Source organism: Marinagarivorans algicola, from assembly GCF_001292705.1.
GTDB lineage: Bacteria > Pseudomonadota > Gammaproteobacteria > Pseudomonadales > Cellvibrionaceae > Marinagarivorans > Marinagarivorans algicola.
The window spans coordinates 45063-68723 of the sequence record NZ_LGAK01000027.1 but is presented as its reverse complement, the minus strand read 5'-3'; the positions used below and the strand labels follow the sequence as shown (position 1 = coordinate 68723).

Annotated in this window: 16 protein-coding genes and 1 CRISPR repeat array; of the genes, 10 read left to right on the top strand and 6 right to left on the bottom strand. The window is 46.1% G+C overall.

Features of this window, described 5'->3' with window-relative positions:
- The first annotated feature begins 53 nt into the window (after positions 1–53).
- The 5 genes from AC438_RS10485 (at position 54) to AC438_RS10465 (ending at position 7426) form a co-directional block, all read left to right on the top strand.
- A complete protein-coding gene (locus AC438_RS10485) occupies positions 54–1334 on the top strand; it encodes a type I-F CRISPR-associated protein Csy1 (protein WP_053981211.1) in 1281 nt (426 codons plus the stop codon).
- On the top strand, positions 1331–2251 hold the full coding sequence (gene csy2 / locus AC438_RS10480) for a type I-F CRISPR-associated protein Csy2 (RefSeq protein WP_053981210.1): 921 nt from the start codon (positions 1331–1333) through the stop codon (positions 2249–2251). Before AC438_RS10485 ends, csy2 begins: the two co-directional genes overlap by 4 nt.
- A gap of 28 nt (positions 2252–2279) precedes the next feature.
- Positions 2280–3317, top strand: coding sequence for a type I-F CRISPR-associated protein Csy3 (csy3, locus tag AC438_RS10475; RefSeq protein WP_053981209.1), 1038 nt, complete (start codon positions 2280–2282; stop codon positions 3315–3317).
- A gap of 3 nt (positions 3318–3320) precedes the next feature.
- Positions 3321–3920, top strand: a complete 600-nt coding sequence (gene cas6f / locus AC438_RS10470; protein ID WP_053981208.1) for a type I-F CRISPR-associated endoribonuclease Cas6/Csy4 — start codon at positions 3321–3323, stop codon at positions 3918–3920.
- Between the two features lie 189 nt (positions 3921–4109).
- Positions 4110–5157: direct repeats of the CRISPR family, unit length 28 nt; unit sequence GTTCACTGCCGCGAAGGCAGCTTAGAAA.
- Positions 5158–5836: 679 nt separating this feature from the next.
- Positions 5837–7426: an ABC-F family ATPase gene (locus AC438_RS10465; RefSeq protein WP_053981207.1), complete on the top strand. Its 1590-nt coding sequence runs from the start codon at positions 5837–5839 to the stop codon at positions 7424–7426.
- Between the two features lie 64 nt (positions 7427–7490).
- Here AC438_RS10465 and AC438_RS10460 read toward each other — a convergent pair whose 3' ends face one another.
- From AC438_RS10460 to AC438_RS10445, 4 genes are all read right to left on the bottom strand, one after another.
- Positions 7491–9485 (bottom strand): tetratricopeptide repeat-containing diguanylate cyclase, encoded by a 1995-nt coding sequence (locus tag AC438_RS10460; RefSeq protein ID WP_156317060.1) that lies wholly within the window; start codon positions 9483–9485, stop codon positions 7491–7493.
- Positions 9486–9921: 436 nt separating this feature from the next.
- A complete protein-coding gene (locus tag AC438_RS10455; RefSeq protein ID WP_238376369.1) occupies positions 9922–10803 on the bottom strand; it encodes a glutaminyl-peptide cyclotransferase in 882 nt (293 codons plus the stop codon).
- A 48-nt stretch (positions 10804–10851) separates the two neighbouring features.
- Positions 10852–11484: a replication protein P gene (locus AC438_RS10450; RefSeq protein WP_156312416.1), complete on the bottom strand. Its 633-nt coding sequence runs from the start codon at positions 11482–11484 to the stop codon at positions 10852–10854.
- Positions 11447–12664, bottom strand: a complete 1218-nt coding sequence (locus AC438_RS10445) for a DnaT-like ssDNA-binding domain-containing protein (RefSeq protein WP_053981205.1) — start codon at positions 12662–12664, stop codon at positions 11447–11449. Before AC438_RS10445 ends, AC438_RS10450 begins: the two co-directional genes overlap by 38 nt.
- Positions 12665–13350: 686 nt before the next feature.
- Between AC438_RS10445 and gyrA the strand changes: the two genes are divergently transcribed.
- The 5 genes from gyrA to cysN all read left to right on the top strand — a co-directional run bounded on the left by gyrA (position 13351) and on the right by cysN (position 20651).
- The gene (gene gyrA, locus AC438_RS10440; protein WP_053981204.1) at positions 13351–15999 is read left to right on the top strand and encodes a DNA gyrase subunit A; all 2649 of its coding nucleotides are present in this window, start codon (positions 13351–13353) and stop codon (positions 15997–15999) included.
- Complete coding sequence (gene pheA / locus AC438_RS10435) at positions 15999–17123, top strand: prephenate dehydratase (RefSeq protein WP_202904747.1); 1125 nt, start codon at positions 15999–16001, stop codon at positions 17121–17123. Before gyrA ends, pheA begins: the two co-directional genes overlap by 1 nt.
- A gap of 2 nt (positions 17124–17125) precedes the next feature.
- Positions 17126–18139, top strand: coding sequence for a prephenate dehydrogenase/arogenate dehydrogenase family protein (locus AC438_RS10430; protein WP_238376368.1), 1014 nt, complete (start codon positions 17126–17128; stop codon positions 18137–18139).
- A gap of 132 nt (positions 18140–18271) precedes the next feature.
- Entirely contained in the window at positions 18272–19210 is a 939-nt protein-coding gene (cysD, locus tag AC438_RS10425) for a sulfate adenylyltransferase subunit CysD (RefSeq protein ID WP_053981202.1), read from the top strand.
- A 19-nt stretch (positions 19211–19229) separates the two neighbouring features.
- Positions 19230–20651 carry a sulfate adenylyltransferase subunit CysN gene (cysN, locus tag AC438_RS10420; protein WP_053981201.1) on the top strand — a complete coding sequence of 474 codons (1422 nt, stop codon included), beginning with the start codon at positions 19230–19232 and terminating at the stop codon, positions 20649–20651.
- 419 nt (positions 20652–21070) lie between these two features.
- On the opposite strand, the gene AC438_RS10415 is transcribed toward cysN, so the two are convergent.
- Positions 21071–22549 carry a NarK family nitrate/nitrite MFS transporter gene (locus tag AC438_RS10415; protein WP_053981200.1) on the bottom strand — a complete coding sequence of 493 codons (1479 nt, stop codon included), beginning with the start codon at positions 22547–22549 and terminating at the stop codon, positions 21071–21073.
- A 325-nt stretch (positions 22550–22874) separates the two neighbouring features.
- Positions 22875–23633 carry a PP2C family protein-serine/threonine phosphatase gene (locus AC438_RS10410; protein WP_053981199.1) on the bottom strand — a complete coding sequence of 253 codons (759 nt, stop codon included), beginning with the start codon at positions 23631–23633 and terminating at the stop codon, positions 22875–22877.
- Between the last annotated feature and the right edge of the window lie 28 nt (positions 23634–23661).

The window sequence follows — 23661 nt, the reverse complement described above, 5'->3', positions numbered from 1 at the left end:
CGCACACTCATTTATGTGATGCACTCCATTTCATACAATCCAAGGAGTTGAATATGCTTGATCCATCATTGCAAGAGTTTTTTGATCAACGCAAAAAAGCTTGGTTAAAAAATAAAACAAAAACGAGTGACTCAGACGAGGTGTTAGCCAGTAAAACGCAAGAGTGCCAAGACTTTTTTACGTTAGCCTCTTGGTTGCCTAGTGCGGCAAAACGGGCAGGGCAAATATCTATCGCCACGCACCCTTGTACTTTTAGCCACCCCAGTGCCCGCAAAAATAAAAACGGTGATGTCACATCGGTTATTGCAAACTGCCCCAAGCATAGCGATGGCTACTTGCGCACCGGTAATGTGGCTGTACAACCCGATGCCTTAGGTAATGCCGCAGCGCTGGATGTGTATAAATTTTTAAATGTGCGCTTAAGCGATGAAGCCACCGTGCTTGAGCACATTCAAGGCGACACCCCACAAGCCCAAGCGCTATTAAAAATACCAACGGCCTCTTATGATGAGCTTAAACAAGGTTTTTTGGCAATGGTACAATCCTCGGCTGGCGAGGCGATTACGAGTTCAAAAATAAAGCAAATTTACTTTCCTGTAGCACAGGGTTACCACTTGTTATCGGTGCTAACTAACTCGGGAATATTGTTTGAGTTGCGCCAGCGGCTAGATACCTTGCGTTTTAGCGATGACGTTAAAGCAAAACGCGCCCTAAAAAAGGCGAACGAATATAGCCCCGAAGGCTACCGTGAAATTTATGACTTAACCACAATTGGGTATGGCGGCAATAATCAGCAAAATATCAGTGTATTTAATAATCAAAATGGCGGCAAGGCGCATTTATTAGCCAGTACACCACCGCATATGCAGGCACGTGATATACGCTTCCCTACCAGTAACTTTTTTACCACATCACTTAATCCTTGGTCTTTTAAGCATGATTTTAAGTATTTGCATAAAGTCATGGGTATAGCAACCGGTGGCGATATTCCACGCCAAACATTATTGCTTGCGCGCGACAACGCGATTAAAACCATTGTGCTGAATATTATGGATACCGTACATGCGGTGCGTGCTGTCGCGAGCGAGCAATACCAACAAGGCTCAGCATTGCCAGCGGCGCAAGTGATTTGGTTATGCCACCATAAAAGCGATGAGCGTGAAAACAGTGATGCTTGGTTAGAGGATATTATTCATGAATGTGTGCGCTGGTGTATGCAGTATTACGCTAAAAGCCTAGGCGATAAAGCGATGGCGTTAGGCGATACAGAGTTTATAGCCCTTAAACAAATGATGACACAGTGGGCCGCCGACAATAAGGATTTTTTACGATGAATGACTTAACGCGACTTTTAATTTTACCGCGCATTAAAGTACAAAACGCCAATGCTTTATCGAGCCCTTTTACGATTGGTTTTCCTGCGGTAACCGCATGGTTGGGCGCCGTACATGCGTTACAGCGCCACTGCCAAAAAGCAGGCTTTAGCCAAATAACCTTTACCGGCGTAGGTGTGGTGTCGCATCAGTTTGATTTACAAACACATCGCGGCAGTGGTGATTTTGTATCATCGATTATAGGCACAGGTAATCCTTTAAAAAAAGACGGCAAACGACCGTCTTTTATTGAAGAGGCCAGGGCGCATTTAACCGTCACCTTAGTGGTGGAGTATCACGGTATAGCGCCCGAGCAAAAAGAGGCGGCTTTAACAACGATACAGCATATTTTAAATGGCCAGTTAAAAATAGCCGGCGGGGATATTTTAAATATTGAAACGCCTTACTTTACCAATACCGATAGCCCCGCAAACACATCAAAGTTAATGCGTAAATTAATGCCCGGCTATGTCCTGGTTGAGCGACGCGAACTCATGGAACAGGCCATGGCGCAAGGGCAAGATGCCCTTGAAGCACTTATCGATAATGTGGCTGTACACCATACCTGTACGCAACACAATAACACAGTGACCTGGCAGGCAATGCGTAAAAACAAAGGTTGGTTGGTGCCTATTGCGGTAGGTTACCAAGGTGTTAGCCCGCTAGGGCAAGCACTTAATCAGCGTGATACAGACACCCCGCATCGCTTCGCCGAGGCCGTGGTGACGTTGGGCGAATTTAAAATGGCATACCGCATAGAGTCTATGAATGAATTGCTGTGGCGCTATGAGGACAATCCAGAAAATGACGTATATGTCTGTAAAACCCAGCACAATACTACGAATAATACACTCAATGATATATCACAATTTTTTTAATACACCCTCAATGTAAAGGAAATTAACCATGGCTAAAAATAAAAATGCAGTGGCATCGGTTTTGTCATTCGAGAAAAAACTAGTGCCATCAGATGGCTATATGTACGGCACAACATGGGCTAACCGGCATGAAGTGCAAGCTTTGGCCCTCACCGAAAAATCAGTGCGCGGCACTATATCAAACCGTTTAAAAGCAGCGGTTAAAAATGACCCCTTAAAGTTAAATGCAGAAGTCGAAAAGCCTAATTTACAGCGTGTCGATACCTGCGCATTATTGCCCGAGCAAGATACACTGAAGCTAACCTTTACCCTCAAGGTATTAGGCGGTGTACAAAAACCCTCGGCTTGTAACAATGCGCAATTTAAGCAAAGTTATAGCACAGCCGTTAAAGACTATATTAATGAGCATGGTTTTATCGAGCTGGCCAAGCGCTACGCCACCAATATAGCCAATGCCCGCTTTTTATGGCGCAACCGCTTAGGGGCCGAAAACATCACGGTAGAGGTGAATGCACTCAACGAAAAGGCACCGCAAGCATGGGTATTTGATGCCACCCAAATAAGCACAAGGCATTTTGATCATCAAGATGACAATGTTAATAGCCTAGCGACACGCATAGCGACGGCACTGGCCAGTGAAGATGATTTTTTAATGCTAGAAATACACTGCTTTGCCAAAGTGGGTAAAGCCCAAGAGGTATACCCCAGTGAAGAACTCGTACTCGATAAAAGCACCAGTAAAGAAAAGAAAAGCAAAATTTTATACAGCAACAATGGCATAGCCGCTATGCACACCCAAAAAATAGGCAATGCGCTGCGCTCAATAGACACCTGGTACCCCGAGTTTAATGATATAGAGCAAAGCGCTGGGCCAATAGCCATAGAGCCTTATGGTTCGGTAACTAATTTAGGCCGCGCTTATCGTACCCCCAAAGACAAGCAAGATTTTTACACATTTTTTGATGCCTTCGCATTAGGCGAAAAATTAACCCGTACAGAAGATGAGCACTATGTGATGGCCATACTCCTACGTGGTGGTGTATTTGGGGCCAGCGATAAGGATTAAATCATGCAGTATTATGTAGAAGTTACATTATTGCCCAATGACGATATTGGCCACTACTTTTTATGGGGCAAAGTGTATCAGCAATTACATTTAGCCTTAGTGGCTTTGGCCGCTGGCGAGCAAAGCGCGTTGGGTATTTGCTTTCCTGAATACAGTATGGATCAGCCTCGGTTAGGGCGTAAAGTGCGTATATTTGCCGATTCACAGGCTCAGTTTACGCAGTTAGATTTGGTTCAGTGGTTCAGTCGGCTAAGTGATTATTGCCATATCAGCAGTATTAAGTCGGTGCCGGCACACACACAGTACGCCCAAGTGGCGCGTAAGCAATGTGTGACGAGCCCCCAGCGTTTAGCCCGTAGGCGCGCCAAGCGCAAAGGCCAAAGCTACGATCAGGCTTTAGTGCATTTTACCGGCTTTAAGGCAGAGCTATCGCGGTTACCCTTTGTGGTGCTGCACAGCGAATCAACACACGTCGTACCAGAGGGTCTACAGGCCAAGCATCGGTTTAAGCTGTTTATTGCGCAGGTATTAGTCGATAGGCCTCAAACGGGTGCCTTTACTTGCTATGGCTTGAGCCAAACGGCAACGGTACCTTGGTTTTAGTGGTATAGGGCGTTAACGCGGGGTTGAACTAGGCTAAGCGCCTTTTGACCCAAAATAACCTAATAAAAAAGCTCTTTAAAAATAAGTAATAAAATCAACAGGTTACAACACACCTTAAAAACAAAGGGTAAAACCTTCAAAATAAGGGTAAGTGGTTGTTGTAACTTGTTTTTTTGCCGCTAAAATCTAGTTCACTGCCGCGAAGGCAGCTTAGAAAATGCATTTTAAAGCAACAAAAGGCACTATTGAGTTCACTGCCGCGAAGGCAGCTTAGAAAACCCAATTTAATAGAGCAGGCGCAGGGCGAGCGTTCACTGCCGCGAAGGCAGCTTAGAAACCTCGAATACCGCGCTCTTTATCGTTGATGATGTTCACTGCCGCGAAGGCAGCTTAGAAATTTACTGTTGATATCACTGGAACCAGTCTAGGGTTCACTGCCGCGAAGGCAGCTTAGAAACAGTATTGGGTCGCCTTCCCCACACTGGGCGAGTTCACTGCCGCGAAGGCAGCTTAGAAATCACGCTTAAAGCTGGCTAATACAGGCATATGGTTCACTGCCGCGAAGGCAGCTTAGAAAAGTTGTTAATCATTCAAATAATAACCAGTTAGGTTCACTGCCGCGAAGGCAGCTTAGAAATTGATCCAGCAACTAGCACTCTTACAAAGTATGTTCACTGCCGCGAAGGCAGCTTAGAAATTCCATAGTGCGCCTATTTGCAATTTTATGGGGTTCACTGCCGCGAAGGCAGCTTAGAAATGATAGGGTCCAATTTCTGACTACTATTCCCAGTTCACTGCCGCGAAGGCAGCTTAGAAATAAACACCCTCATAACTCACGATATTAATACTGTTCACTGCCGCGAAGGCAGCTTAGAAAATCGCTATATTTAAGTGATACAACATAATCTAGTTCACTGCCGCGAAGGCAGCTTAGAAAATGGCAACCGCACCCAACAACACAGCCTCTGGGTTCACTGCCGCGAAGGCAGCTTAGAAAAACTCATAAAAGCGCTAAATGATTGGCTCAGCGTTCACTGCCGCGAAGGCAGCTTAGAAAATGCTCGACAATAGTATATTTTTTTAATGCATGTTCACTGCCGCGAAGGCAGCTTAGAAATAGGGGGCTTTATGAATCAATCAAATGTAAAAGTTCACTGCCGCGAAGGCAGCTTAGAAATTCGACCGGAAACGCGAAGTATTGCGGGGCAAGTTCACTGCCGCGAAGGCAGCTTAGAAAACTCTAAAGTGGGCAGCTACAAAGGGTTTGAGGTTCACTAAAACTTGCAGGGAGACTCACTCAAAAATTTGCATAATAATTAACCAATTTCTACGCTTAAGTAAACAATTCAACCGATAGCGATAAGGTGGTTATTATGACGAAAGCGAGAAGCCAACAGGTTTCATTAGACACTACACCTTATTATCATTGTGTAACACGTTGTATTTATGAAAGCGCTAAATGAGCCCATTGCGCGCATGGCCAATGCCGAATATAAATGTACCTCACAATCAAGCAGTGCGCTTTGGCTTATGTTTAGTAAATCAAGGCTAAGGCAAAAGCTGTATTGAGGTGGCGGAGCGGCGCACTGAAAAGCGGCTCAATGTGCGTCATCTTCTCATTTTAAGGCCTAAAATAAGCGTTTTGGCATGCGTAATACCATAGTTGGTTACTTTTCATTCATTATTGAAGTGCGCGTCTCGACATCGGAGGGTTACATCTCTATAGTGCGCCCAAATAGCACGACCTTTAATGATTGCCTTGTTGTTGACGTTTTTGCCGCTTTTGGATGTTCCCCCAGCTTGCCTTTCTGGCATGCCCTAAACTCTCCAGTTAGATGCACCGCTCGCCTTGGTTTATTACTGTTTCTTTAAACCCTGTAGTTTGGGTTTAATACTTTATTTAGGATACTCGCACTTTGATTACTACCGCAAACATCACCATGCAATTTGGCGCTGAGCCACTGTTCGAAAATATTTCTGCGCAGTTTGGTCACGGCAACCGCTATGGTTTGATTGGCGCCAACGGTTGCGGCAAGTCAACTTTTATGAAGATTCTTAGTGGCGAGCTAGCGCCAACATCGGGTAATTTATCGTTGACGCCTGGGCATAAAGTCGGCACCTTAAGTCAAGATCAGTTTGCCTTTGAGGAGTTTTCGGTCGTAGATGCTGTCATTATGGGCGATGTCGAGCTGTGGAAAGTTAAGCAAGAGCGTGAGCGCATTTACAGTTTGCCTGAGATGAGCGAAGAAGATGGTATGAAAGTGGCCGAGCTAGAGGTGTTATTTGCTGAAATGGACGGCTACAGTGCAGAAAGTCGTGCTGGCGATATTCTGCTAGAAGCGGGCATTAGTGAAGAGCTGCATTTTGGTCTGATGTCGCAGGTGGCGCCAGGTTATAAAGTACGTGTACTACTGGCACAGGCGTTGTTTGCCGATCCAGAAATTCTTTTGCTTGATGAACCTACAAACAATCTCGATATTCATACCATTAACTGGTTGGCCGATGTGCTTAACCAGCGCAAGTCGACTATGATTATTATTTCCCATGATCGTCACTTTCTCAATAGCGTGTGTACGCATATGGCCGATATTGATTACGGCGAGCTGCGAATTTACCCTGGCAACTACGAAGCTTTTCAGGCGGCCTCCCAGCTAATTCGTGAGCAACTGCTATCGAGCAATGCCAAAAAAAGCGAAGAAATCGCCGAGTTGCAAGACTTTGTTAACCGTTTTGGTGCCAATGCTTCTAAGGCCAAGCAAGCGGCTTCGCGCGCTAAAAAAATGGACAAAATCAAACTGGATGAGGTTAAGTCTTCAAGCCGTATGACGCCATCGATCAGTATGAAGCAGCATAAAAAACTGCACCGTCAAGCTTTGGTGCTGGAGAATGTGGGGCATGGCTTTGATGGTGAAACGTTGTTTAGTCAAGGTAATATGATTTTAGAAGCGGGCGCTAAGCTGGCGGTTATTGGGGAAAATGGTGCCGGTAAGTCGACCTTTTTGCGCTGCCTAATGAGCGAGCTCAGCGTGAATGTTGGCGAGATTAAATGGTCAGAAAACGCCGAAATAGGCTACTGCCCGCAAGATGCTACTGCCGATTTCGATAGCGACTTGACGATTTTCGATTGGATGAGTCAATGGCGTACGCCTAAACATGATGATCTGGCTGTACGCGGCATTCTAGGTCGCTTACTGTTTACCGCCGACGATACCAATAAGCAGGCGAGGGTGTGCTCTGGCGGTGAAAAAAACCGGCTCTTATTTGGCAAGTTAATGATGCAAGACACGAATGTGTTAATTATGGATGAGCCAACTAACCATTTAGACTTGGAAGCAATTGATGCGCTTAATACCGCGCTGCAAGCTTACGATGGCACATTAATTTTTGTAAGCCATGATCGCCAGTTTGTTTCGTCATTGGCGACTCGGGTTGTTGAAATTAAAAATCAGCAAATGGTTGATTTTCAAGGTACTTACAATGAGTATCTTGCCAGCCAAAATAAATAACGGATGTTGCTTAATTTGTGGTCTGCGTTATATGACGTTGTGCAGCACGCGTTGAGCCTCAAGGCTAGGCGCCATAGCTGACATCTTTTGCCGATACGCACTGGTCTCGGCCGTTTTCTTTTGCTTGGTATAAGGCTTTGTCGGCTAGACAGGTGTATTTATCCCAGTGTTCCTTGAGCGCTTGACCATTACTGACTTTACAGTAGCCAATAGACACCGTAATGTTAATGCTTCCTGCTGAGGTATTAAAGGGGCTTGCTCTTACGGCCTCTAAAATGCGGGCTGCTATCTTGTGTTGATGGTGTTCATTGCTGTGCTCGGCGATGATAATAAATTCTTCACCGCCCCAGCGTGCCACTATGTCACCTTTGCGGTTGATGTGTTGTAGACGCTGGCTCAGTTCTACCAATATAGCGTCACCAATGTGATGGCCGTAGGTGTCGTTAACGTCTTTAAAAAAATCAATATCCACTAACAATACAATGTAATAATGTGTGCTAGTGATATGGCGATCGCCGCGGGGTAATATATTATCAATATAGGTTCTTATATAGCGGCGGTTAAATAAACCCGTTAGAGCATCTTTATGCGATTGATCATAAAGCTTAAGGTTGGATTGTTCTAAGCGCAAATTGAGATGCTTAGATAGGCGATATCGATTAAAGAGTAAACTTAAGATAATAATGACCATAATCACAATCACAATACCTATGTTGCGTTGCCATTCGCGTTGATCGATTAAAGCGGTTTGTAATTGATTATCTTTTTTGAGTATCGATATTTCTTTTTGTTTTTTTTCGGCTTCGAATTTTTCTTGGATGTGTATGATTTTTTCTTGGCGCAAGTCGAACTGCATTTTTGTAAAGCGCTCGTGGTATTGTAGGTACCACATGAAGGCGTTTTCATAGTCTTTGGTGTCGGCATAGGCTTCGGCGAGCATTTTGAGTGTTTCTACCGCAATAGGTTCGAGTTTTTCGGATTCAAAATAAGCTAGAGCATCATGAATGTTTTGGATGCCTTCTTGGTGTTGTCCCGCTTTTGATTGCGCAGCCCCTAAATTAGATTGTCCAACAGCCACTAAATAGTGACTTTCTATCTCTCTGGCGATAGCAATACCTTCGGTAGCCATTTTAATGGCTTGCGCGTATTGCTCAAACTGATTGTATGTGTCGGAGATATTGATGGACATGGCTGCTTCCAACCTGCGCGAGCCGACTTTTTTTGAGTATTGCGTGGCCGTCATCATGGCCTCAAGTTCTTTTTGATGCTTACCTTGTTTACCAAAAACATAGGCGCGATTGTTAAAAATAATGGTGAGCTGACGGTAGTTGACGGGAGTAATATCGTTTTCCATGTTCTCGGCAATAGCACTGTATTTTAGTGCTTCTTCAAACTCGCCCGTGTATAAATAAAGCGTAGCTAGATTGCTGACAATCCGCGCAACTGAGCCGATATCGCCTTGCTCTTCAAATAGCGTATAGGCCTTTAAATAGTCTGCAATGGCTAAGTGATTGTTGCCTTTAAGGCTTTCAATATTGGCGCGCAAATCTAATGTCATGGCCGTAAATAGAGGAATATTAATTTGTTCGGCAATCGCTGCAAGTTGTGCTAAGTTACTCTCTACAATGTCACTGTTGTGAGTAATATGCCCAAATCGTGCTTGCCAGTAATAGGCAAAGCCCTTGATCCAAGGTGCTTTATGTTTGTCGCTAAGTGCGATGATTTTTTGGATATGCGGTTTATAGTTTTCAAGGTCTTCACTCTGAAAGTAAAGCCGGCAGTATGCCAGTTGCACATAAAGCGCGTGTAGCAAGGGACGATTTTGAGGGTGCTGCCTTTCATAATCGATGAGTTGCCGTTTGGTGGCGGCAGGGGTGTTTCTTGCTTGCAAGTAAAGGGTATAAAGGTGTCGGCCTTCCTCGGTGCTATTAAGCCGGTCCGACAGCCCAGCAGGGCTGCTTACTGCCAAGGCGACACACGCATAGCAAGCTAGCCCTATCAAACAATAGAGGTGTAGTCGCCGCTGAATAAGAGATAAAAAGGTATGACACTGAGTCAATGAAGCACCTATTGTTTTGCCCAACGAGCTATTGGCCTAATCAGTAGCCTTTGATTCATTACATCTTCGTCATTATAGCTTAGGCTTAATGTGGCATTGGGAGCGTTTTTTTGTGTGTAAGTTAGAAATATTGTAACTATTTAGCCAAGCTGAAAAAATTCACCTGATAGGGTACTGATGGATTATTTTCTGGATATTTAAGTGCCCGGAGCGCTTACATAGCGCCCATGGATGGCTTGAGCGACCCAGACCATAATTCATCACTGCCCAATTTCGTTATTTCTAAATCGTTACGAAATATTCTTCTTCGGCGTTAGGTAATAATATATTGCCCAATGAGACGCCGGGCTCTATTTTTTCAGTAAGGCGCTCGAAAACCCGTAGTATTGGATAAAGTATTATCGTTTCGCCCTTGGTCTATGCGATTTTGCTGTCGTTATGGCGTCGTGAGTATGTCAATTTTAATAAGGTATCGTTTAGGCCATTCCTTGCCTGTGACCCAAAATGCATCATGTTTTGCATCATAAGCAATACCGTTGAGCGATTGATAGCTGGGGTGTTGGGTGTTTGCTTTAACCAGTTTTTTTAAATTAACAGTACCTAAGACAGCCCCCGTGTCGGGGTCGATGGCAGCGATGATGGGGCTTTGCCAAATGTTGGCCCAAATAATACCTTTGGCAAATTCTAATTCGTTAAGGCGTTGCCAGTCATAGGCACCACCTTGCACGGTCATTTGGCGGGTTATTTTAAAGGTTTTGGGGTGGCGTAGTTGCAGTTGATTACTGCCGTTGCTCATAATCAGCGATTGGCCGTCGTGGGTCAGCCCCCAGCCTTCTCCACGGTAGTGGTAACTGCGTTTTGTGTGCAGTGTTGTAGGGTCAAGGACTAACGCGCGTCCGGCTTGCCAGCTCAAAAGGTAAAGCTCGTTGTTCAATAGCGTTAACCCTTCGGCAAAGAGATGATTGGGTATCGATACTCTTTGTTGCACTGTATTGTTGCGGTTGTAACGCACGACATAGCTTTGACGGTACAAGCCAGAGCTCTCATAAAAGTCATCTCCTTCTAGTAGCCAGCCTTGGGTAAAGGCTTTGGGTTGATGGGCGTAGGTTTGTATAACGCTATAGTTAAGGGGTTTAAATGATGTTGGTGTTGCTGCTGAGTTGATCGCGGCATGGGCATAGCGGAAGGTCATATTATTGCCAGTGCCCAATAGGCCGCACATCACCCACAAGCCATAGTGCAGCAACAGCTTAAGCCATTTACGGCACAAAACGTGAAGCATGGAGCCTAAGGTTTTACCCAATAATTGATATCGCATGGCGGTATGCGCGCAGCACTTGGCTTTATTGCTCAAGGTCAGGTCAGCTTAAAGATCGAGGCTGGCGCGCAGTGCCGCCAGGTGTTTAAGGTTTTCTTCTTTGCTGGGAGCCTTGCCGGGGTTGTGCTCTATTGTGGGCGGTGTTGCGATGGTGAGTGTTTCGCCGCCGCGTACACGCTCGCACAACTCTTGGTATTTACGCTTAAAGACCGGGTAGGCAATGCTTTCGCTACTACTTTGCAAAAAATACCAGTCGCAGGCTTTACCGGCGTGGTAAATCGCTGGGTGGCTCCAAGCATAGTTAATTTTAGGTGATGGCGCGCGGCAGGCCTCGAGGTAGGCGGTATGCACATCGGGTAGGTGTGCCTGTTCACTTTTGGCTTCACATTGACGAATCATAGTGTGGAGCGTTGGCAAAAAGTCGCTGGTTTCTAAAATGGCCTTAGCGGCGAGTAATAGTGTATTAGGTGTAAAGCGTTCGAGCTCGCTCATCCACAGTTTTTTTACCTGTACAAGCTCGCCTTCGGTGGTGTAGGCCTTAAAAAATTGTGCATGGTAGTTTAATCGAAATAACGCAAAGACTTGGTTGATCGCATCAATGCGTTGTTCGCGGTGAGCGGCGCTTTGCTGCTCGGTGTGTGGGTTAGTTTGCCCAGCTTCTGTCGGTAACGAGTGCTTCAAGCGATAAATCTCTGGTGGATGATGAGTTGGCGACCTGCGGGTTGGCTGATCGTTGAGCCCAGCAGCGCTTAACATACTGTAAAAATCGTGTGTTCCACGAGGTATGCGTCTGGTTGCTATCGCGCCAGTAAATCACAAATTCGGGCACGATGTTTTGTGCAAATTGTAAATCAATATTCGCGAGGCGCAATACATCGTATACATCGCGTGAGGGTTGCCAGCCATCGGCGATGCGCTTTGGGGTTGTATCGTGTTGCATGGTCGAGCTAAAACGAGCCCACTGGCGATTAACATGATCGCGAAAGCGGCGATTCCAATTGTCGCAGCTGCTATTTTGTTCGCGCCAATAAAGTACAAACTCAGGGATGGCGTCCTCAATAAAAGCGCGTGGTATCGAGGCGTGTCGGCTCAGTACATCTATAGCGTCTTCGCTGGGGCGCCACTCTTTGGTAATCAAGGTGCTTTGTGGACGAGCATTTTTTTGACTTTGGTGGTCGCGCCACTTATGAATAACGTGATTAAAAAACTTAGCTTCCCACGACCGCGCTGGCTCTTTGCGGTCTCGCCAGTAGGTAATAAATTCGCCCACTTGATTTAGCGTAAAGGTATCGGGGATATTGTGCTGTGCTAATTGCGTCAATGTGTCGCGAGCGGGCTGCCAGTGCGGCGCAATAATATTAGGGCTTGTAGGGTGTGGCGCTAAGGTGTTGTTGTGCACGGCAAGGCCATCATAAGGCGAGCTATTTTGAGTGTTCTGGGGGCAGGGGTGACGCTGTGGTTGGCCATATTGCTGTGCTCGCTGAGTAGGCGGTTCACCCGTTGTGATGGTTTGTGTTAGACGCGGGCTTTTGAAGGCAAATTTTAATTGATGACTTTGCGTGTAAGGGGCCGAGGCAATGAAGATAACCCCCGCCTCTCGAAGGTTGGTACATAAGCGCTGTACATCATGTGCGCGCCAAAAGGGCGCCAAGGTGAGCATTTGAGCTTCGCTCAAGGTATACCAAGTAAGACCTTGCTGCTCCAGGCCTTGTGGTGCTTGGCTTTGGCCTGGCAAAAACGGTAGTAATTGTTGCAGTAAACTGACCATTAAGGCTTCTTCTACACCGTATTCGATCGCGAGTGAAGAGTAGAATAAGATCGGGGCTTCTGGTAGCCAGCCTTTGGTGCAATCTTGTGTCATGGGAGTGATACGTTGGCTCTTTGAGTGATTATGTCTGGTAGCTATTTAAATGCCAACAGGTTGAGTGCCGACATGGGGTTAGGTGCCGATATGGGGCGCTAATAAATGATTGGCTTGGGTTACTTAAACAACATTCGGCTTTGTGCTCGGCGACGTGGCGAATCGGTAAAGTCTCATCAGCACCTTAATTGCTAATTGAGGCGATGCCTTTCACGGTTAATAATCAGCATGACTTATAAATGGTGACGACTTTCGCAGGTGCAAGCCAAATAAAGCTATAAGTAAAAAACTATAAGCAAAAAAAACGTAATTATAACAGCTTGGCCATCTCTTTTAATACGCGATTTTATTGGGCGGATAATAATCGGTTATTGGCCTTGACTTATTGTATTTTTTATTACCATTTCAAAAACTGCTCAAAAACGATTTGAGAGCCTTGTAGGGGGTGTTTTGCTATTTTAACCCTAGGGGTTGTGCTACTATGACTCACCAAAACAGCCTCTGGCGCCGTTGTAGCGCGTTTTAGCTGGTTTTTGTCTTTTCTACCTTAAATAAAAAGACAAAACCTCGTGCATATAAAGGGCTGCTACTCAAAAGCAGCCCTCAAAACACCAAGTCAAGCCGCACAGAGACTGTACCTTATTCCTCTCTATTCATCATACTAACAATAAGGATTACGCCACCTTATGGCTGATAACGCGAAAGAAGTCTTACCCGTCAATATCGAATCTGAGTTAAAGCAATCTTACCTTGATTACGCAATGAGCGTCATCGTGGGCCGCGCATTACCCGATGTCCGCGATGGCTTAAAGCCTGTTCATCGGCGCGTACTTTTTGCCATGAACGAGCTAAACCTCGATTTTAATAAACCGTACAAAAAGTCGGCGCGTGTTGTCGGTGATGTGATTGGTAAATACCATCCGCACGGTGACTCAGCCGTTTACGATACCATCGTACGTATGGCTCAGCCTTTTTCATTGCGTTATATGCTGGTTGATGGACAAGGTAACTTTGGTTCGATTGATGGCGATAGTGCCGCAGCCATGCGTTATACCGAAATCCGTATGCGCAAAATAGCCCACGACTTACTTGCGGATCTTGATAAAGAAACGGTTAACTTTGTGCCCAACTATGATGGGCAAGAGATGATACCTGAGGTACTGCCAACACGCGTACCTAATTTGCTGGTCAATGGCTCTAGCGGTATTGCTGTTGGCATGGCGACTAACATCCCCCCACATAATATCAGCGAAGTCGTTAAGGGGTGCTTAGCGTTAATTGATAACCCCGAGTTAAGCATTGATGACTTAATGGAATACATTCCCGGGCCTGATTTCCCTACGGGCGGTATTATTAATGGTCGCGCGGGTATATTGCTGGCTTACCGTACGGGCCGTGGCCGCATTTACGTGCGCGCCAAAGCCGAAGTCATCGTGAACGAAAAAACTCAGCGCGAAACTATTGTGGTTCACGAAGTGCCTTATCAGGTGAACAAAGCACGCCTGATTGAAAAAATTGCCGAGTTAGTCAAAGACAAGAAAATTGAGGGTATTTCTGAGATACGCGATGAGTCTGATAAAGATGGATTGCGTATTGTTATCGAGATTAAGCGCGGTGAAATGGGCGATGTTGTGCTTAATAACCTATATGCCCAAACCCAAATGCAAACGGTATTTGGTATTAATACCGTTGCCTTGGTGGATGGGCAACCTCGTATTTTAAACTTGCTTGAGCTATTGCAGTACTTTATCAAGCATCGCCGTGAGGTAGTGACACGCCGAACTATTTACTTATTGCGTAAAGCGCGTGAACGTGGTCATGTATTAGAGGGCCTAGCGGTTGCTATTGCCAATATTGACGAAGTGATTACCACCATTAAAAACTCTGCGACTCCGCAAGAGGCAAAAGATGCGTTGCTGTCTAAAGGTTGGCCGGTGGGTTCGGTGAGTCAGTTTTTAGAGCGTGCAGGCGCAAATGCTTGTCGCCCCGATGGTTTGGCTGTTAATTTTGGTTTGCACGGCAGCTTGTATCACTTGTCGCCAGAGCAAGTTCAAGCGATTCTCGACTTACGCTTACATCGCTTAACCGGTATGGAGCACGACAAGCTTCTAGGTGAATACGAAGAAAAACTCAAGCTGATTGCCGAATACTTAGAGATCTTAGGTAACCCAGTGCGTTTGATGGAAGTGATTCGTGAAGAGCTTGAAGTAATCGAGCAAAGCTATGGAGATGGGCGTCGTACCGAAATTACCGCTTCACGTGCCGACTTGAGTGTCGAAGACCTGATTAGTGAAGAAGACCGTGTTGTGACGATATCCCACGGTGGCTACGCCAAGAGCCAACCACTCGATGCGTATCAGGCTCAGCGTCGTGGTGGTATGGGTAAGAGCGCAACCGCCGTCAAAGACGAAGACTTTGTTGAACATTTACTGATTGCCAATACCCATGATTACATCTTGTGTTTTACCAACCGCGGTAAAGTGTATTGGTTGAAAACGTTTCAAATTCCTATTGCTGGGCGTACCAGCCGCGGTCGTCCTGTGGTTAACTTATTGCCCCTCGAAAAAGACGAGCGTATTACCTCTATATTACCGGTGAAAGAGTTTGATGAAAATCATTACATCTTTATGGCAACGGCTAAAGGTACAGTTAAAAAGACGGCGCTTAATCAATTTGCTAAACCACGTTCTAGCGGCTTAATTGCGCTTAACTTGGTTGAAGGCGATAGTCTAGTGGGTACCGCTATTACCGATGGCGAATGCGATGTGCTTTTGATGGCCTCTAATGGTAAGGCTACACGCTTTAAAGAAGAAGTCGTACGCCCAATGGGCCGTACTTCGCAAGGTGTACGCGGTATGCGTTTTGCCGATGACCAGCGTATTATTTCAATGATTATTCCACAAGAAGGCGGCAAGGTACTGACCATTAGTGAAAACGGCTATGGCAAGCGTACCGACCAAGCAGACTTCCCAACCAAAGGGCGAGGCGGGCAAGGTGTTATTGCGATGGCCACCTCTGAGCGTAACGGTTTGTTATGTGGTGCGGTACAAGTCTTTGATGGCGATGAGATTATGATTATCTCTGACCAAGGCACCTTAGTGCGTACGCGCGTTGATGAAGTGTCGGTATTGAGCCGAAATACGCAAGGCGTTCGCCTGATCAAAACGAAAGAGTCCGAGCGTATTGTGAGCCTGGGGCGCATTGAAGAAAATGACGAACAAAGACTGTCGACACCAGAGGCTGATGCGGTGACGGAGGCGACAACCGATACGCTCAATATTGATCCGAGTATCAACTCAAACACTGATCAAAATACCACCGGAGAGAGCGAATAGTGACTAACTCTTTAAAGTCTCAATCTAACCCGCAAGAAGCCGCCGAATTGGCTAAATTACGTGACAAAATTGACAGCATTGATGAGGAAATTGGTGCACTCATTAGTGCCCGCGCCGAGTGTGCTCAACGTGTAGCCGAGGTAAAACACCGCTTTAGTGAGGGTGCTGCACCGGTGTTTTACCGCCCCGAGCGCGAAGCACAGGTATTACGCAAAGCCATGGCGCGCAATAAAGGTCCTTTGTCTAATGAAGAGTATGCGCGTTTATTTCGCGAGATTATGTCGGCGTGCCTGGCTTTAGAGACGCCGCTTAAAGTCGCGTTTTTGGGGCCAGCAGGGACATTTACGCATCAAGCGGCGTTTAAACATTTTGGTCATAGCACCGAGGTTGTGTCGCATACGGCAATCGATGAGGTGTTTCGTGAAGTCGAAGCCGGTGCTTGCCAGTTTGGTGTAGTCCCTGTCGAAAACTCCACAGAAGGGGTGGTTACGCATACCCTCGATTCATTTTTAAGCTCTAATCTGAATATTTGTGGTGAAGTGGTATTGCGTATTCATCATAATTTGATGGTCAGCGATAAAACAAAAGTCGACAGTATCAGCCGCATTTACTCGCACGCGCAATCGTTAGCGCAATGCCGCAAATGGCTCGATGTGCATTACCCAAATGCCGAGCGTGTAGCGGTTTCGTCGAATGCAGAAGCGGCAAAGCGCATGCAAAGCGAGTGGAATGCCGCGGCTATTGCGGGCGAAACCGCGGCTGAGCTTTATGACTTAACCATTATTGCCGATAAAATCGAAGATTTACCCGATAACGCCACGCGCTTTTTGATTGTGGGCGGGCAAAAAACCAGTGCTAGCGGCGAAGATAAAACCTCGGCAATTGTGGCTGTACGCAATGAACCTGGCGCACTCCACGATATGCTTGAGCCTTTTCATCGCCATGGTGTTGATTTAACGCGTGTTGAGAGCCGGCCGGCGCGCTCGGGGACGTGGAACTATGTCTTTTTTATTGACTTTGAGGGTCATATTGAGTCACCGAAAGTACAAGCGGCGCTGGATGATGTGGCCAAAAAAGCCGCCGATATCAAAGTGCTAGGGTCATACCCGCGAGGTGTTTTGTAATCATGTCGGGCTTTATGGGGGTGAATGATCCTAACTCACAGGCATCACAAACCAAGCCGACTGTCACTCAATCGATAGCAAGCACGCCAGTTGTGAATACGTTAGTGGTTATTGGATTGGGCTTGATTGGAGGTAGTTTGGCCTTGGCCTTACAAAAGGCTAAGGCTTGCCGTAAGGTCGTGGGTATTGCGCGTAACGCTGAGGTTGCTCAGCGAGCATTAGAGCGCGGTATTGCCGATGAGGTTTTTGCCTCTATCACCGAGGTGGCGGCCAAGTTGGGTGCTGGCGATGTGATTTTTATTGCGGTACCGACCTTAGCCATACGGCAGGTACTTGGGGATATCAAAAGCTGCGTCAGCCCCGCAGTAACCATTACCGATGGCGCCAGTGTTAAAGGCAGTGTGTTAAGTGATGTCAAAGCGGTTTATGGTCAAGTACCGCCACAAGTGGTACTTGGGCATCCTATTGCAGGGTCTGAGCAAAGTGGCGTAGAGGCAGCAAAAGCCGATCTTTATGCGTATCACCGTATTATACTGACACCCACAGAGCACACCGGCAGCGGGCATTTGGCGTTGGTGAGGGCGATGTGGCAGGTAGTCAATGCCGAAGTACTTGAGCTAGATATTGAAAATCACGATGCTATTTTAGGCGCCACAAGCCATTTGCCGCACGTTATTGCGTTTTCATTAGTTGATACACTCGCACATGACAGCCACAACGAAGATATTTTTCGGTATGCCGCAGGCGGCTTTAGAGACTTTACCCGCATAGCCTCTAGTGATGTCGTGATGTGGCGCGACATTATGCTGGCCAATAAAAAAGCCGTACTTGAGGCTATTGATTTGTTTTCGGGCAACTTAGCACAGCTGCGCAGTACTATTGAGCACGGCGATAGCGAAGGCCTGACTGAAATATTTAGCCGCGCCAAAGTGGCACGCGATCAATTTACGCACTTATTGGATGAGCGCAAGGCTAACCTTAAAGCTAAGGCTGCTTTTAGTAATAATGAGTTATAACCTTAGCGCTTTTTATTAGTTAATTAATAGCGCAGCTAGCGATATACTGCGTTCTATTTCGTTATTCAATCCGTAAAAGCCGTCGCTTAGCACGGGTTACGACACTTATTTTGTTTTTAAGAGTTCTCAAAAATGCCTGAATCTAGTCAACCAGAAAGCGGCCTTAGCGACTACAAGCTAACGCATCTTAAGCAGCTCGAGGCCGAAAGTATTCACATTATTCGTGAAGTGGCCGCTGAGTTCGATAATCCCGTCATGCTTTACTCTATTGGTAAAGACTCTGCAGTTATGTTGCATCTAGCGCTCAAAGCCTTTGCGCCTGGCAAACTACCGTTTCCTTTAATGCATGTTGATACCACGTGGAAATTTAAGGAAATGATTACATTCCGCGAAAAAATGGCCAAGGACTTAGACCTTGATATTTTGGTGCACACCAACCAAGAGGGTGTTGATATGGGCGTTGGCCCATTTACCCACGGGAGTGCCAAGCATACCGATATCATGAAAACCCAAGCCCTAAAGCAAGCGCTAAATAAACACAAGTTTGATGCGGCTTTTGGTGGCGCCCGTCGCGACGAAGAAAAATCGCGCGCCAAAGAACGTGTGTATTCGTTCCGCGATAAAAACCACCGCTGGGACCCTAAAAACCAACGCCCAGAGCTGTGGAACGTTTACAACAGTAAAGTTGATGCCGGTGAAAGTATTCGAGTCTTTCCGTTATCTAACTGGACGGAACTCGACATTTGGCAGTACATTTATCTCGAAAGTATTCCTTTGGTACCGTTGTATTTTGCCGCTAAACGCCCTGTAGTTGAAAAAGACGGCGTGATGATTATGGTGGATGATGACCGTATGCCCATTGGCCCTGAAGACAAAGTCGAAGAAAAAATGGTGCGTTTTCGAACCTTAGGCTGCTACCCATTAACCGGTGCGGTGGAGTCTGAAGCGACCACGCTACCCGAGATTATTCAAGAAATGTTGTTAGCCACAACCTCAGAGCGCCAAGGCCGTGTTATCGATAGCGATAGTTCAGGGTCTATGGAAAAGAAAAAACAAGAAGGCTACTTCTAAGGTTGAGCGAGAGGCAATTATGAGTCACCAGTCCGATTTAATTTCTACAGATATTAACGAATACCTCGCCCAGCACGAGCGCAAAGAACTATTGCGCTTTTTAACCTGCGGCTCGGTTGATGATGGCAAATCGACTTTAATCGGTCGCTTGCTGCACGATACAAAAATGATTTATGAAGATCAATTAGATGCAATTAAGTCTGATTCGGTCAAATACGGCACCAATGGCGCAAAAATCGATTTGGCGTTGCTTGTTGATGGCTTACAAGCCGAGCGCGAGCAGGGCATTACCATTGATGTCTCTTATCGCTACTTTTCAACAGCTAAGCGTAAATTTATTATTGCCGATACCCCAGGCCATGAACAGTATACGCGCAACATGGCAACCGGCGCCTCGACGTGCGATATGGCGATTATCTTAATTGATGCGCGCTATGGCGTGGTGACGCAAACACGTCGCCACTCGTATATTGCCTCTTTATTGGGCATTAAGCATGTTGTTGTTGCGGTGAACAAAATGGACTTGCTCGATTTTGACGAAGCCGCGTTCGAAAAAATCAAAGCGGACTACAACGAGTTTGCCAAAAATTTAAACATTGACGAGTACTTTTTTGTACCGATGTCAGCATTAGATGGTGACAACGTAGTCAATCGTAGCGAGCGCAGCGATTGGTACAAAGGCGAAACTTTAATGGAAATATTAGAGTCAGTGCAAATTGCTGGCGATAAAAACCTGCAGGATTTTCGCTACCCCGTACAGTACGTGAATCGCCCCAATTTAAACTTTCGGGGGTTTTGTGGCACGATTGCCTCGGGCGAGGTGAAGCCGGGCGATAAAATCAAAGCACTGCCATCGGGTAAAACCAGTACGGTGGCGCGGATTGTGACGCATGATGGTGACCTTGACCGCGCTTTTGTAGGGCAGGCGGTAACGCTAACACTGAATGATGAAATCGACATCAGCCGCGGCGATATGATTGTAAAAGCCGATGACGATGTTGCGGTAGCCAACAATCTTGAAGCGCATATCGTGTGGATGGCCGAAAAATCACTGACCGCAGGCCGTGAATACCAGTTTAAGTTTGCCGGTAAAGTCACTAATGGCATGGTTAGTCGGGTAAATCATCGTATTGATGTGAATACTCAAGCGCACAGTCAAGTGGACAGCCTAGCACTAAATGATATTGGCTTGGTCGATGTACAGCTTGAGCAAGCGGTTGTGGTCGACCCTTATGTCAATAACCGCTCAACTGGCGGCTTTATTATTATTGATAAACTTACTAATGTCACCGTAGGCGCCGGGATGGTAACGCATACCCTTAAAGAGACTGACAATAAGGCCACCACTGATTATAGCGCCTTTGAAATAGAGCTTAACGCGCTTGTGCGCAAGCACTTCCCGCATTGGGGCGCAAAAGACTTGCTGGCATCATTCAAATAACCAGAGCTCAAATTACCAGAGCCGCAAAAAGCCCGCACACAAGCTGTGCGGGCTTTTTTTTGAATTATTTCCAGACTGTAATCGATATTTCTAAGCGAAACACGTCGCCATTGCGCCTTATTACCGCGAATTAAAGCGCATATATCATGCCGAAGGTCAATATAGACCATTTTCAATAGCTGTTTTATACCATCCCCGAATATCTTAGTTCAAAAATGATAATTATCTTTGGGTTAATCAATGCACGATTTAGTTGAGGTGGTGTTATGTGGGTGCGAATAGCCGGTGCAATAAAAAGGAGATTAGACTCCTTTTTATTGCTAATAATTACGGTAACAGCGTGGGCAAGTCTCATCGGAGGTTACTCGTAAAACAAACCGTAGCTTCAACCTGTTGACCAGAGCGCACCTAATAATACACTAGGTGAGTTGAATGCGCTCAACCGTACCATCAGCATGAACCTCAGCCATGTGGCCTTCAGGCTCTTCTAAAAATTGCACAATGCCAAATACCACTAAAGCACTAGCACCGATAATCATAAAAAAGGTAGAAGCATCAACAAAACTGTACGCTGTTAAAAAGGTAACCGCACCCACATTACCAAAAGCACCTGCCATGCCTGCAATTTGACCCGTCATGCGACGCTTAACAAGAGGAACAATAGCAAACACAGCGCCTTCGCCAGCTTGCACAAAAAAAGAGCAACACATGACCGCCAACACAGCAAATACAATAGGCCAATCACCGTTGACCTGCGATAATACAAAGTAGCCAATACTTAAACCTATGATAAAAAAACTCATTGACTTACGGCGACCGAACTTATCGCTTAAGTAGCCGCCGCCAGGGCGCGCGATTAAATTCATAAACGCAAAAGCGGCACCTAAGGCCGCAGCAGTTGAAATAGAAACCCCCTCGAATGTTTCCATAAAAAATGCGGGCAGCATAGACACCACCGCAAGCTCAGAGCCAAATGTCACAAAGTAAGCCCAATCTAAAATGGCCACTTGCTTAAATTTATATCGGTTATGCGCTTCAACACCACCTGATGCAAGCATCTCTTTATTGACTTTATAAATTTGTGAAAACTGGAAAGCACACAGGGCGACTAACAGTGCATACAAAATATTGGTGGTAGTTGCTGATAGTAACCCGACTCCCGTTGGCGATAGCTTCCAAGCTAAGACACCGAGTATAAGGTACATAGGGAGGTTCATTGCCAGATAAAAGAAAAAGTCTCGGCGGTTACTCACCTCTAAGCCGCCTGATTTTTTAGGCTTAAAATACGTCGAGCCTTTAGGGGTATTACGTGCGCGCCAATAAAAGAAAAAAGCATAAATCATAGCCACCACACCGGTACTAGCAATAGCATAACGCCAGCCATTTTCACCACCATAAACAACTAAGGCAATACTCGGTAGAGTAAAAGCTGCCGCAGCTGAGCCAAAGTTACCCCAGCCGCCATAAATGCCTTCGGCAAGCCCCACTTGACGAGCAGGAAACCATTCACCCACTAAACGAATGCCAATAACAAAACCTGCGCCGACAAAACCTAATAAAAAACGAGTAAGTGCGAGCTGCTCATACGTTTGCGCTGATGCAAAACCTAAGCATAAGAGACCGGATAAAAAAAGGAGAAGGCTATAGACAATACGCGGACCAAATTTATCAACAAGAATACCTACAATGATGCGTGCTGGGATTGTGAGTGCAACATTAAGAATTAACAAGGCTTTCCATTGCCCGCCAGTTAAGTCAAATGCTTCCATAATAAGTGGTTTTAATGGCGCATGGCTAAACCACACGACAAATGACAAAAAAAACGCAAACCATGTTAAATGTAAGAGGCGAATATTAGACTGACTAAAATCGATGATATTAAGTTTTGAGGAGCTCATAAACGACCTGTTTTGAGTGAGTGACTGTAATAGCTAGCGGTTATTAAACATTGAGCGCTAAGTCCTAAGCATGGGGTATGCCAATCACTGTAAAAAAACAATATCGTTACTCAATCACGCTTTATTCCCAAAAATAGTGCATTTATCAGGGGATGTTTGTATTAAAAGAGAGCAAATTAGAGTCTTGATTTACAATTAAATATTTGTATGTGCACAATATTATTGCACGCGATAACATGCTGTGCGGAGCAGGAGGCGAAAGGTTGATAAAAACAGGTAATGGTGAAATCTAAAAAGAGAGCACAACGGGAGTGCCGCTGGCGTATTAAACGCCTAGTGCACGGAGTATACGACTAAAGCCCGTCGGTGGACGACTGACAATGAGCACCGATATATTATCTCGACCACCGGCAGTTAAGGCCGCGGCCATCAGTGCATCGACTGCGCTAGGAATATGATCGTGAGCACTCAGGATATTGCATATTTCTTGATCACTCACACCATCGGTTAGGCCGTCACTGCATAAAATCAGCCAGTCGCCTTTGTTCCACTCTCTATCGACACTATCCACCTTCAAGGCGCTGAGCTCTAAAGAGCCCAGACATTGTGTAATAACATTGCGTTCAGGGTGAGTGGCCATTTCCTTTGCTGTAATCGCCCCCGACTGATAGAGCATTTGAACATAAGAGTGGTCGGTACTGAGTTGCTCCAGGTGGCGTCCTAAGTTTGATTGACCCCATAGGTAAGCACGGCTATCACCCACCCAAGCAACCTGATATTGATGCCCTGAAGAGTGCACAGCTACAATCGTCGAACCCATGCCTCGATATTGCGGGCGCGCACTAGCTTCATTGAGCACCGCTTTGTGGGCCTGTTGCACAGCATCTGGCAAACTCGCGCCATCGCTGACCGCTTGCTCAATGGTGCTGTTAGCAATAGCGCTAGCAATTTCACCCGAAGCATGCCCCCCCATACCATCAGCAACCGCCCACAGCTTTAAGGAAGGATTCTCTAAAATAGAGTCTTCATTATTGCGGCGGACAAGGCCAACATTGGTTTGAGCACTAAAGTAAGGTAAAGGCATGGGTCTTCAGGCGACGCTATATTCGTTG